The sequence below is a fragment of the Nesterenkonia sp. NBAIMH1 genome (assembly GCF_007922635.1).
Lineage (GTDB): Bacteria > Actinomycetota > Actinomycetes > Actinomycetales > Micrococcaceae > Nesterenkonia > Nesterenkonia pannonica.
Map to the genome: position 1 here is coordinate 2,557,585 of NZ_CP042335.1, position 12,088 is coordinate 2,569,672.

The window sequence follows — 12,088 nt, forward strand, 5'->3', positions numbered from 1 at the left end:
GCTCTCCCGATCAGTTCTTGTGAGGATGAACGGAGACGTGGACGGCATCGCCGCTGCCTGCCCTGCCTGACAGAGTGTCGATGGCCTCGCCCACCTCTTCCAGCCCAAAGGTGTGGGTGTGAAGCTTCTCCAGAGGGAAGCGCCCCGATTCGATGATCTCGATGGCTTTGCGCTGCGCGGGAGCGTCCACTCCGAACGCGCCCTTGAAGGTCAGTCCGCGCTGGATGATGGTGTCCGTCACCATGGGGATCTCCCGCCCCCCTTTCAGCCCCGCCAAGACCACCGTTCCTCCGTGCCGGACGGATCTGAGGGCATCGTTCACCGGACCCGCCGCCATGGGAGTCAGTTCGACGGCCACGTCAGCCATTGCGCCGTGGGTGACATCCCCGACGAACTCAACAATGTCCACGGCATCTGGGCCGTCGACCACGACGGCGTGGTCGGCCCCGAGTTCCCGGGCCAAAGCCAGTTTGTGCTGGTCCTTCTCCAGGCCGGTGATGATGACCTTCGACGCCCCTACAGATTTGGCGGCGATGACGGCTCCGAGGCCGCGCTGGCCCGCTCCCAGAATGACCACCGTGTCGCCCAGGCCCACCCCTCCCAGATCGACCGCCCATCGGACGCCGGCGCCAATGGGGTTATACATGGCAGCGATCTCCTCGGGCAGACTCTTGTCGATCTTGTGCATCACCGAGGTGGGGGAGAGGTACATGTGCTCCGCGAAGCCGCCCCACAGAATGGGCTCCACCGCGACCGGCGTCACACCGTGTCCGCCTTGCCGGAAGCGGCATGCCTGGTATCGGCCGATCAGGCAGTCCCTGCATTGGCGGCACGGCACAATGACTTCCAGGCCCACGCGGTCTCCGACCTCGACGCCCCACCGCTCGGAGGCGAGCTCGCCCAGCTCTTCGATGATTCCCATCGGTTCATGACCAGGGATGAACGGGCCACGGGCGCCGCCCAGCTCACCGCTGAATATCTCGACATCGGACCCGCAGATTCCGTTGGCCTCCACGCGAATCAGTCCATCGTCGCGCCCGATGGTGGGACGTGGGTATTCGCGGATCTCGATCGTTCGTGGTTCGGTCTGGACAGCGGCGCGCACCATTTCAGCCATGTCTGCTCCCTCGTGATGTGTGAGTGTGGTCAGGCGGAGGTCAGGGTCTCAACGATGGAGGGCGTCAGCTGACGTGCGCGCTCCTTGACCTCGTCCTCGCTCAGCGGCGCGACAGGATGCTCCGTGGTGATCCACTGATACTCGGCGTCCCCCTGAATCTTGGCCATAGACCTGCCCGTCGTATCGAATGCATCAGTGATCACCACCGCTGCGGGCAGGCCGCCTCCTTCGAACTGAATGCCGTCGGCCACTGCTGCGGCACTGCACGAACCGCAGTCGCCTATGCCGATCACGACAACGTCAGAAGACTCTTTGAATCGGTCGATGATGTCTCTATCGACCGGCACCGAGAAGTTCTGCTTGGTCTCTACGATGCTCACCTCCTTGGCGCCGTATTCTTCGGTGAGGAGACTTCCCACCTCCTGGAGGAAGAGGAGGGCGTTGTGCTTGGTGTTGTCCAGCAGGCCAACACGGAGCCCTTTGAGCTCGGAGGTCCGCTGTGCGTGGGCTTTCGCCGACTCATCGGCCCCGGCTGAGACCTGAGTGGGGTTCAGGATTCCATTCGGTGTCACGGCTGTGTTCCTATTCTTCTTCGTGGATGATCACACCGCGGATGTTCTTGCCGTCAACGAGGTCCTGATAAGCATCGTTGACCTGGTCGAGGGTGTATCGGCGGGTGATGAGTTCGTCGAGCTTGAGGTCGCCCTCCATGTACATCCGGAGGAGGCGCGGAATGTCGTAGGTGGGATTGCAGTCGCCGAAGAGGGCCCCGCGTATCTCTCTCTGGTACCCGATCAGGAAGCCGCCGGGCAGCGTGACGGCCTCTCCGCGGCCTATGCCGGTGATGGTGACCTTGCCGCCCTTTCCGGTCATCTGGACTGCCGCGTTGACCATCTCCTCGGTGACGATATGCGGGGTGAGGATGACATGATCGGCCAGCTGGCCCCAGGTATGGGCGACGACGAAGTCGTGTGCTTCCGCAGCATCGGCGAACGCATGAGTGGCGCCCAATGTCTTGGAGTTTTCGCGCTTGAACTCCACGGGATCCACCACGATGACGTCGCGAGCACCTGCGTAGCGTGCTCCCTGAACCGCGTTGGAGCCCACACCGCCGGCGCCGAAGACGACGACAGTCTGCCCGGCACGGACTCCCGCGGCGTACACCGCTGAGCCCCAACCGGTGGGCACTCCGCACCCGGAGATCGAAGCCAGGTCGAAGGGAATGTCGTCGAAGAGCGGGATGACGGCGTACTCGGACACCACTGCGTACTGGGAGAACGTCCCCAGTGAGCAGAACCCCCCGTAGTCCTCGCCGTCCTTGTGGAATCGGAATGTGCCGTCGAGGAACATGCCGGTGCCGGCGTTGAGACCCTTGACGCACATGCTCTGGTGGCCCTCCGAGCATGGTCGGCAGGTGCCGCAGGCAGGGATGTACGAGCACACCACTCGGTCCCCCGGCTTGACGCGCCTGACGTGCTCGCCGACGGATTCGACGATCCCAGCGCCTTCGTGTCCTCCCACCACTGGCATACGCACCGGAGCGTCGCCTTCGGTGATGTGATGATCGGAGTGGCAGAGCCCCGAGGCGTAGAACTTGATGCGCACCTCAAAGGCCTTGGGTGCGTCGAGCTCCAGCTCGGTGATCTCCCAGCCGGTGTGCGCCTGGTGGGTCACGGCGGCGCGAGTAGTAATGGTGTCAGTCATGAGTTGTACGCAGCCTCACTTCAGCGGATTGAAACGGTCTTGACCTGGGTCCACTCCAGGACGGAGTCGGCTCCCATTGTTCGGCCGAAGCCGGAGTTCTTGTAGCCTCCGAAAGGCCCGCCGATGACGCCGGCGCCGATAGGGCTGTTGATGCCGACCTGGCCGGCCTGCAGTCCGCGGGCGAACTTCACGGCGCGCCCGGTGTCGCTTGTCCACACCGAAGACACGAGTCCGTACTCGGTGTTGTTCGCGACCTGGAGGGCCTCGTCGTCGTCGTCGACCGGAATCACCGAGAGAACAGGACCGAAGATCTCCTCCTGTGCCAGGCGGCTGTCGGGATCCACTTTGTCGAAGATCGTCGGCTCGACGAAGAACCCGTTCGCGTACTTGTCACCGGATGGCTTGCCGCCTCCGATCACGAGGTCGGCGCCCTCCTGTCGGCCGACATCCATGTACCCCAGCACGCGCTCATACTGCTTCTGGTTCACCACCGGCCCCATGCTCACGTTCTCGTACCAGGGACCGATCGTGGTCTTCTGCAGTTCCGCTGCCAGGCGTTCCACCACTTCCTGATGGATGCTGCGCTGAACCACCACGCGCGACCCGGCCGCGCAGACCTGACCGGTGTTGATGGTGATGGCGAATGCCATGCCGGAGATGGCCCGGTCCAGGTCGGCGTCGTCGAAGACCACCTGCGGTGACTTGCCGCCCAGCTCCAAGTGCAGCGGAGTGAGATTCCTGGCGCAGGACTCCATAATTGCGCGTCCAGTCTGCGGCGAGCCGACGAACCCCATGCGCGTGACCTTTGGGTGGGCCGGAATGGGGGCTCCAGCTTCGGCCCCGTAGCCGGTGACCACGTTGACGACGCCGGCCGGTATGCCGGCCTGAACGCCAAGCTTGGCCAGCGCAAGGGCTGCCAGCGGGGCGTCTTCGGCAGGCTTGATGATGATGGTGTTCCCTGCCGCAATGGCGGCGCCCACCTCGACAGCGAACATGGGCCCGGGGGCGTTCCACGGAATGATGGCGCCTACGACGCCGAAGGGTTCCCGCAGCGTGAATCCAAGGGTGTCAGGGGAGTGGGTGGGAAGGGACACGCCCTGCACCTTGTCCGCCTGCCCGGCGATGAAGCGCAGCTGGCTCGCCATGGGAACCATGCCCCTCGCGGGTCGACCGACTTCTTGGGACTCGAGCTGGTCCAGCTCTTGGACCTTCTGCTCCACGAGGTCCGCCCACGCGAAGATGAGATCGGCTCGGCGCGTGGCGCTGAGATCGCGCCAGGCGGGGAGGGCCTTCTCGGCGGCCTGGACCGCAAGGTCCACATCTGCTGCGTCGGAGCGCGGGATGGTGGCGATCACGTGGCCGTTGGCGGGGTTGATGACCTCGATGGTCTCCCCGCTGGAGGCGGGGACCCATTCGCCGCCGATCAGCTGGGCTCCGCTGATGAGCAGTTCAGGGTCGAGGTCCAGAGGTGCTTCTGCTGTGGCAGTCATAATGCGTGTCCTTCGTCAATTCTGTTCATGAGGAGAGGTGCGGATCAGTCGTCGTGGTCGATGAGAACGACCCCGCGGATGTTCTTGCCGTCGAGCATGTCCTGATACCCCTGATTGACCTCTTCGAGGCTGTAGGTGCGGGTCACCAATTCATGGAGCTTGAGCTTGCCGGCCTGATACATGCTCAGCAGGCGGGGAACGTCGACCAGCGGATTGCAGGCGCCGTAGACGTGACCCTTGATGCGCCGCTGGTAGCCGATGAACTGGCCAGGATTGGCCCTGATCTTGCCCGGACCCACCGCGGTGATGGTGACCTGTCCGCTCTTGCCGATGATGTTCAGCGCGTCGGCGATGACCTTGTCGTGCAGCTGTCCGACGGTGATGAGCGCATGATCCGCAAGTTCGCCCCACGTGATGCCTCGAACGAACTCCAAGGCTTCCTCCGCTGTTTCGAAGGTGTGCGTGGCGCCGAAGACCTTCGCCATGTCCCGCTTGAACTCCACCGGATCCACCACGATGACGCGCTCGGCACCAGCCATGGCAGCCCCCTGCACCGCATTGGCGCCGACGCCGCCGGCGCCGTAGATGACGACCGTCTGACCCGCCTGCACTCCAGCCGCCCGCACCGCAGTGCCCCAGCCGGTGGGAACGGCGCAGCCGCACAGTGAGGCCACTTCCCACGGAATGTCCTTGGGGATCTTGATCACAGAGGCCTCAGAGACCACCGAGAACTGGGTGAAGGTGCCGAGCACGCAGAGCCCGCCGTAGTCCACTCCGTCTTTGTGGAAACGGAAGGTGTCGTCTTTGAGAATGCCGATCCCAGCGTTCTTGCCGTCGTCGCACAGGTTCTGCCTGCCGGAGGAGCAGTAGCGGCAGTTGCCGCACGCCGGGATGAAGGAGGCCACGACGTGGTCCCCCAATTCCACTCTGGTCACCCCGGGGCCGACGGCGTCTACGACGCCAGCTCCCTCGTGTCCGCCGACGACCGGCATGCGCATCGGCGCATCGCCCTTCTGGATGTGGTCATCTGAGTGGCAGAGGCCTGCGGCGTACCACTTGACCCTGACCTCGTTGGCCTTCGGGGGGTCGAGTTCCAACTCGGTCAGTTCCCACGGCTTTCCGCCCTCGTAGCAGACGACAGCCTTCGTTCTAATGGTTTCCAGCGCCTGCTCGGCAGGTCCCGGCGCATCAACGGTGGTGCTCATGAGCCCCCTTCGGTCGTCATTTTCGCTCTGGGCAGCCCCGGTGCGGAGATGTCCTGGTAGTCCATGATGCTCACAAGTCGGAATGTGGTGCACGTCACTTCCTCAGGATGGAAGGGTGAAACGCTCCGGGCTCCGATGAGCGCCTGGCTAGGCCAAAAAGTCCCCTTCCAGCACACGGGAAGTCCTTTCCCATCCGGCACATGGAGGGTCATATTCGAAGTGCCGCTCGTGCGCGGTGCGCGGTGAACGTCACCGCGGAACTCAGAATCGGAGCACCACTATGAACGACCAGAACGCTGCCGGCTCGTCGTCGGTCGATCAGGCGCTTGCCAACTTCCGCGAGACCATGGAGAAGGACGACTATCACCTGAAATGGTCCCTGAATGAGGACGAGAAGGTGACTGTGGAGATCGAGGCAGGGCCCGAAGCCTGCGCCGACTGCCTCTCTCCCACGCCGGTGATGGAGGCAATCATGGGCGAGGCGCTCTCTGGCACGCCTTACACCCTGGACCGTGTTGTCCTGCCCAACGAACACTGAGCGGCCGCCCCTGACGCCATTCCATGGCACGGAAGTGTCCATGACACCTCTCCCGGCCTCCATGGATAGTGATACGTGCCACATGGGCTGAGCGGACCCAGACTCGATCTGCTCGCACGACACGGTTGAAAGGGAGCCTAGTGAACGCTCAACAGGCGGTAGAGCTCGATCCTCAGAATGCGCACCGAGTAAGCGACTACCTCTACGAACACGGCTGGTCAGACGGATTGCCCGTTCTGCCTGCCACGGAAGCGCACGTCGACGAATTTCTCGCTCAGACGTCGCGATCCCCTGATGAGGTCATCGCTAAGCTGCCGCAGCTCAAGAGAACAGCCACGGTGCGCGAGGTCGCCGTGCATGCCGTCATGGCGGGCTGTCGGCCGGAGTACTTCCCTGTCGTGCTGGCCACCTGGGATGCGCTGACGAACGAACGTGCGGCCTTGGGCGGCGGATGGCAGTCCACCTCCGGCCCCGCACCCTGGGTCATTGTCAATGGACCGATTCGCGAGCAGCTGGGCATCAACAGCACCGGGGGCGTGTACGGTCCCGGCTTTCGTCCCAACATGACCATCCCACGAGCGGTCGGCCTGACGGTCCGCAACAGCTTCGGGCTGCTGCCCCATGAGCTCGAACAGGCAACCCAGGGTGTTCCGGGTCGCTGGAGTCAGCTCATCGGCGAGGATGAGGAGCACTCCCCATGGGAGCCGCTCTCGGTGGAGCTGGGCGCCGCCGCTGGCGAGAGCCGAGTGAGCACAATGCTCGTCCGCACCTGTGAGTTCCTTGACAACCGACACTTCCACGAACCTGTTGAGATCCTGCGGGACTTCGCGGACACCATTTCCCGGTCAGGACCCTGGATCTTCAGACACTCCTCCGTGGGCATCGTGATGAACCCGGACCATGCCCGTGTGCTGGCGACGGCAGGCTACTCCAAGCAGGACGTGCGCGAATGGTTGGTGGAGCACTGCGGGAAGACCGAGCAGCAGCTGAAGTCGGTGGGGAAGGGGCTCGGCGCGAAGCAGCCGGACGGTCCCTTTGATGACGAGCATTTTCACCGCGTGTTCGCCGAGAACAGCCCCAAGGCTCTCCCCATCGTGGTCGCAGGATCCCCGAACGCTGCGATCTCTATGGTGGTGCGAGTCTTCTCCGACTGGTCAGCGGCATCCTTCCCGGTCGAGAACTCCGGAGCATAGCGCTTCGTCCCTTTCACATGATCAAGGAGTGTTCAATGTCGAACCAAGAGTTTCCCGTCCCTCTCAGTGACCCGCTGGCCTCATCCGATGCTCAGTGGTTGGCCGGAAGGACAGCGGCGGTCGCCGGGGGCGGGCTCTCCGGCCCCTTGGGCAACGTGGGCTTTGCCCTGGCGTGGCTCTACCACAGAGCCGGAGCGAAGGTCGCTGTGCTCGACCGGGATCTCGTGGCCGCCGAACGGACGGTCGCAGCCATCGAAGATGATGGTGGTACTGCCAAAGCGTTCGAGACGGATGTCCTCTCACAAGCTTCTACGTCCGCAGCGGTCGCTGCTGCTGCCGAGGAGTTCGGAAGCTTGGACGTGGTCGCGACCTCCATCGGCGGAGGAGGCGCAACAAGCGTCTTCGGCCTTTCGGAGGAGGACTGGGACCGAGCATTCGACCTGAACCTGAAATCTGCCTGGAGGCTCATGGTCGCTTCCGAGCCCCATATGACGGCAGGAGGCTCCATCGTCACTGTCTCGTCGGGGGCCGCAGAGGGGCGCGGTCCAGCGATGCCCTACAGCGTGGCGAAAGCGGGCGTGGAGAAGCTCACGACAGGAGCCGCGGCCACTTTGGCCCCGAGAGGCATCAGGGTCAACTGCATTCGCGTAGGCATGATTTGGGGTGCATTCGCGGCCCGCGGCATGGATGAAGAGCTGCGGGAGGTTCGTCGGAAGAATGTTGCTCTTCAGACTGAGGGAAACCCATGGGACATCGCCTCGGCTGCCCTTTTCCTCTCAACAGACCAGGCTCGGTGGATATCCGGGCAGGTTCTTTCGGTCGACGGTGGGGGTTTCGCGATGCGCAGCACCGGCGCAGCCGGCGCCGACACGGTGAAGAAGCAGTGATGCGGCGCAGCACCCCCAGGCGAGCCCTGAACTCGGGCCTGCTTCCTGTCTATTCGGCTACGTGACATTCCTCGACACCATTTGGAGACCCTTCATGGAAGACAAAGTCGTCTCAACCGCTGCCGAAGCCGTGGCGGACATCCCAGACGGAGCCTCAGTGGCGGTCGCCGGGTTCGGCATCTCCCACCGCTTCCCCTCCACCCTGTTGGAAGCCCTGCAGGACCAGGGCGCACGTGACCTGACCGTCTACTGCAACGGATTGGGGAGCCAGGGGGCGCCGACCGCGCAGCTGCTGGCCGAGAACGAACAGATCTCCATGCTCGTCGCCAGCTTCTCCTCCCGTCCCGGGCCGCCCACCTTGGCCGAGGAGCAGATTCTTGCCGGCACGTTGGAGTTTGAGGTGGTTCCGCAGGGAATCCTTGTGGAGCGTATGCGCGCCGGCGGTGCTGGTATTCCCGCGTTCTACACAGAAGTCGGTGCCGGAACCAAAGTGGCAGAGGGCAAAGAGGTTCGCCATTTCGGTGGGCGACCCCACATCTTGGAGCACGGCATCACCACCGACTTCGCCATACTCCGCGGATACCGGGCGGACCGGTTCGGCAATGTCCAGTTCCGCGGCGGCAGCCGAAACTTCAACGACAGTTTTGCCAAGGCGGCGCGGACAGCGATCATCGAAGTGGAGGAGATCCTCGAGGTGGGTGAGCTGAAGCCCGAAGAGATTCACCTCCCCGGGGTCTTCATCGCCCGTGTGGTCAGGACCACCACGACGGTCGACGTCTCCTCCCTGCCTCAGCGCTCAGCCCGCTCGGCGGACTCTCACCGTGAGTACGGCGGCAAGCCCGCCTTGTCGCGCGCTGAGATCGGACGTCGGGCGGCGGCTCTCCTCGAGGACAGGAGCATCATCAACCTTGGGGCGGGTCTGCCGAATCAGGTCGTGAACTATCTGAACGGGCGCGACGTTGTCCTGCATGCAGAGAATGGGATGCTGAATTACGGGGGGTTCGCCGATATCGAGAGGGCGGACCCAGATTTTCACGATGCTGGAGGGAACTTCATCGATGTTCTGCCCGGCGTGAGCTTCTTCGACTCGGTCACATCATTCGAAATTGCACGCGGAAAGAGACTGGACGCCGTCATCCTGGGGGCCTATCAGGTCGGCAGCAACGGTGATCTGGCGAACTGGATGCACCCAGGGCGTCCAGGCGGCGGCATCGGGGGAGCCATGGATCTCGCCGTCGGCGCCAAGTCGGTGATTGTCACCATGGAGCATGTGGACTCCAAAGGACGTCCTAAGCTGGTGCAGGAGTGCGACTACCCCATTACCGCGTCTGAGTGCACCAGCGTCGTGGTGACTGATCTGGCGCTCCTGCGACGCAGTGAGCACGGGCGGTTCGTGCTTGAAGAGGTTGCCGCCGGCTTCACCGCTGAGGAGATTCTTGAGCTGACGGCGATGGAAGTCGATGTGGCAGAAGATCTTGGTGTGATGCAGGAAGCATGGTGAGTCTCAGGACCGGACACGACTGTCGGAGGTGACGTGCGCACCCGTCCAGGGCCCCCGCTGGCCTGGGCGGCTGTCTGGTCCGATACCCTGAGGCGGACTTGGAGCGCCGGCTGAGATCCGGGCTCGAGCGCAGAACTCAGGCTGGAGGACACACATATTGGACACACACCAGGCCGGAATCGCCGGAAGACCGGGCCGCGTCGCGATGCTCAGTCTTCATACGTCTCCGCTGGCGCAGGCCGGGATCGGCGACGCTGGGGGTCTCAACGTGTATGTCAATGCCTTGTCCGCAGCCCTGGCCGCCCAAGGCGTCGAAGTTGACCTGGTCACCACCGACCTGGACGGGCCTGACAGGGCTGACCGGGTCACTGAGCTCGAGGATGGGCGCAGGATCCACGTGCTCCCGGTCGCTCACACGTGTCAGCAGGATAAGAACCGGCTGCTCGAATGTCTCGACGACCTGGCTCGCCGCGCCGTACTCAGTCTCGTAAGCACCGGCACCGGCCGTGTCGATGTCCTCCATTCCCACTACTGGATCTCGGGACTGGCGGGCCTGCAGATGGCGGAGGAGCTGAATGCGGAGCTCGTGCACACGATGCACACCATCGGACAGGTCAAGCAGGAGCTCGACGCTCGACTGTGGGAGGATCCGCGCAGACACGCAGCGGAAACCAAGATCGCCGAGGCGGCTGCCGCACTGACTGCCAACACGTCAGGCGATGCCGCCGACCTGGTGCGAGTCTTCGGCGTGCCTCAGGAGAGGGTGGTCGAGGTTCGCCCAGGTGTGGACGTCGATATCTTCCATCCCCCTCAGGGTGCGGACCCCCGCATCGGTCCCTTGGACGGTCGACCTCTGAGACTGACATTCGCAGGGCGACTCCAGGAGCACAAGGGACCCCACGTCGCAGTCTCGGCTGTCGCAGAGCTGGGCCGCATGCATCCGCAGCAGCCGGTGGAGCTCACCGTGGCAGGGCGGCAGTCCGGTCCCGACGCTCTCGATGTTCGGCAGCTGGCCGACCGAGAGGGCATCGCGCATCGCGTACGATTCGTGGACCCCCTGCCCCACCCAGACCTCGCCGAGCTGTTTCGCCGCTCCGATGCGGTGCTCGTCCCGAGCCGATCCGAATCATTCGGCCTTGTCGCTCTCGAAGCTCTGGCCTGCGGCACACCGGTGCTGGCGCACGACGTGGGGGGACTGAGCGAACTCGTCACACACCGGCGTACAGGTCGGCTGGTGAGTGATCTGAATCCCCACAGCTGGGCCGAGCAGATGAACTGGCTGGTGATCCACCGCAGGGCGTGGGCCCGCTACTCCGAGACGGCCGCCTCGCAGGCGTCGGGGCATTCGTGGTCCGACACGGCGGAGGCCGCCCTCAGGGCATACTGCGCAGCAGTGCCGGCACTCTGCGGGTGAGCTCACTCACCGCCCGAGATAGCGGGAGCGCCAGGTCTCGGAGTATTTCGCATGCGCCTCCTTCGGAGTGCGCGCCGCGGTGCGCTGCACCGTCTCCTGGATCCACGGCTTCAGGCCCTGCGGCGCCCGGATCATCCCTTCCTGAGCCACCGAGGCCACCAGATCTCCGTTCCGATTGAAGATCCACCCGGTGGCGAGCCCGCGTGCGCCCTGCGCCGAAGGCGAATCCATCACGAAGAGCAGCCACTCGTCCGCCCGCGCTGGTCGGTGCCACCACATCGCATGGTCCAGGGAGGCCATCTTCAGCCCCGGCTTTGCCCAGTACAGCCCGTGCTGGCGCATCATCGGCTCGAAGGGCAAGTAGTCCGAGGCGTAGAGGATGGCGGCCCGATGTATGTTCGGATCATCCGGGAGCGTCCCCTTCGTGCGCAGCCACACCGCCGATGTGGGGCGGCGATCCCGGTCTGCTTCCAAATACACCGGGCGGTCGATATGCCGTATGTCGAACGGGCGGCCCACGCCCCATTCCTGAACCACGGGATGCTTCACGTGGGCCAGCAGCTCAGCCGGTTCTGGGAGCTCCTCGGGCGCGGGCAGATTCGTCGGCATCTGCATCTGATGCGCGGGGCTGTGTGCGCTGACCTGGAAGCTCGCGATCATCGACAGGATCGGTTGGTCGTCCTGGTAGGCCTGCGCCCTTCGTGCCGAGAACGACCCACCGTCGCGGAGCCTCTCAACACTGATCTCGATGGGCTTCTTTGCGTCCCCTGGCCGGAGGAAGTAGCCGTGGACGGAGTGAATGGCCCGCTCGGGCTGAACAGTGTGCATGGCCGCGGCAGCCGACTGTGCAAGAACCTGGCCGCCGAAGACCCGCCAGAATGCCTGCGCATATGTCGGAGCGCGAAATCTGTCCGCCTGCTCGAGCGCCTCGAGTTCGAACATGGACGTGAACTGCCTCATCGTCTCGTCCGGCGCAGGCTGCGCGCTCTCCATCTCTTCGTCATTGACGCTGCCGGCCATCGCTCTCCCTCTGCTGTGC

Annotated in this window: 11 protein-coding genes; 5 read left to right on the top strand and 6 right to left on the bottom strand. The window is 64.1% G+C overall.

Features of this window, described 5'->3' with window-relative positions:
- Positions 1–10 precede the first annotated feature (10 nt).
- From FS388_RS12315 to FS388_RS12335, 5 genes are read right to left on the bottom strand one after another with little or no spacing between them, the layout of a single operon-like run.
- Positions 11–1,117, bottom strand: coding sequence for a zinc-binding dehydrogenase (locus FS388_RS12315; protein ID WP_146341675.1), 1,107 nt, complete (start codon positions 1,115–1,117; stop codon positions 11–13).
- A gap of 29 nt (positions 1,118–1,146) precedes the next feature.
- A complete protein-coding gene (locus FS388_RS12320) occupies positions 1,147–1,689 on the bottom strand; it encodes a UGSC family (seleno)protein (protein ID WP_146341676.1) in 543 nt (180 codons plus the stop codon).
- Positions 1,690–1,699: 10 nt separating this feature from the next.
- A complete protein-coding gene (locus FS388_RS12325; RefSeq protein ID WP_146341677.1) occupies positions 1,700–2,821 on the bottom strand; it encodes an NDMA-dependent alcohol dehydrogenase in 1,122 nt (373 codons plus the stop codon).
- 20 nt (positions 2,822–2,841) lie between these two features.
- Positions 2,842–4,311 carry an aldehyde dehydrogenase gene (locus FS388_RS12330; RefSeq protein WP_146341678.1) on the bottom strand — a complete coding sequence of 490 codons (1,470 nt, stop codon included), beginning with the start codon at positions 4,309–4,311 and terminating at the stop codon, positions 2,842–2,844.
- 44 nt (positions 4,312–4,355) lie between these two features.
- On the bottom strand, positions 4,356–5,516 hold the full coding sequence (locus tag FS388_RS12335) for an NDMA-dependent alcohol dehydrogenase (protein WP_146341679.1): 1,161 nt from the start codon (positions 5,514–5,516) through the stop codon (positions 4,356–4,358).
- A gap of 280 nt (positions 5,517–5,796) precedes the next feature.
- On the opposite strand from FS388_RS12335, the gene FS388_RS12340 reads away from it, so the two are divergent.
- The 5 genes from FS388_RS12340 (at position 5,797) to FS388_RS12360 (ending at position 11,049) form a co-directional block, all read left to right on the top strand.
- Positions 5,797–6,054, top strand: a complete 258-nt coding sequence (locus FS388_RS12340) for a hypothetical protein (protein ID WP_146341680.1) — start codon at positions 5,797–5,799, stop codon at positions 6,052–6,054.
- 227 nt (positions 6,055–6,281) lie between these two features.
- A complete protein-coding gene (locus tag FS388_RS12345) occupies positions 6,282–7,247 on the top strand; it encodes a hypothetical protein (RefSeq protein WP_210410199.1) in 966 nt (321 codons plus the stop codon).
- Between the two features lie 35 nt (positions 7,248–7,282).
- Entirely contained in the window at positions 7,283–8,134 is an 852-nt protein-coding gene (locus tag FS388_RS12350) for an SDR family NAD(P)-dependent oxidoreductase (protein WP_210410200.1), read from the top strand.
- Between the two features lie 94 nt (positions 8,135–8,228).
- On the top strand, positions 8,229–9,635 hold the full coding sequence (locus FS388_RS12355) for a 3-oxoacid CoA-transferase (RefSeq protein WP_146341682.1): 1,407 nt from the start codon (positions 8,229–8,231) through the stop codon (positions 9,633–9,635).
- Between the two features lie 157 nt (positions 9,636–9,792).
- Entirely contained in the window at positions 9,793–11,049 is a 1,257-nt protein-coding gene (locus tag FS388_RS12360) for a glycosyltransferase (RefSeq protein WP_146341683.1), read from the top strand.
- Between the two features lie 6 nt (positions 11,050–11,055).
- Here FS388_RS12360 and FS388_RS12365 read toward each other — a convergent pair whose 3' ends face one another.
- Positions 11,056–12,069, bottom strand: coding sequence for an acyl-CoA thioesterase II (locus tag FS388_RS12365; RefSeq protein ID WP_246836218.1), 1,014 nt, complete (start codon positions 12,067–12,069; stop codon positions 11,056–11,058).
- Positions 12,070–12,088: the final 19 nt, after the last annotated feature.

Excerpts from the sequence above, each read along its gene's own strand:
- FS388_RS12330 (WP_146341678.1), bottom strand. The coding sequence starts at position 4,311 with ATGACTGCCACAGCAGAAGCACCTCTGGACCTCGACCCTGAACTGCTC.
- FS388_RS12355 (WP_146341682.1), top strand. The coding sequence starts at position 8,229 with ATGGAAGACAAAGTCGTCTCAACCGCTGCCGAAGCCGTGGCGGACATC.
- FS388_RS12340 (WP_146341680.1), top strand. The coding sequence starts at position 5,797 with ATGAACGACCAGAACGCTGCCGGCTCGTCGTCGGTCGATCAGGCGCTT.
- FS388_RS12325 (WP_146341677.1), bottom strand. The coding sequence starts at position 2,821 with ATGACTGACACCATTACTACTCGCGCCGCCGTGACCCACCAGGCGCAC.
- FS388_RS12335 (WP_146341679.1), bottom strand. The coding sequence starts at position 5,516 with ATGAGCACCACCGTTGATGCGCCGGGACCTGCCGAGCAGGCGCTGGAA.
- FS388_RS12315 (WP_146341675.1), bottom strand. The coding sequence starts at position 1,117 with ATGGCTGAAATGGTGCGCGCCGCTGTCCAGACCGAACCACGAACGATC.
- FS388_RS12365 (WP_246836218.1), bottom strand. The coding sequence starts at position 12,069 with ATGGCCGGCAGCGTCAATGACGAAGAGATGGAGAGCGCGCAGCCTGCG.
- FS388_RS12350 (WP_210410200.1), top strand. The coding sequence starts at position 7,283 with ATGTCGAACCAAGAGTTTCCCGTCCCTCTCAGTGACCCGCTGGCCTCA.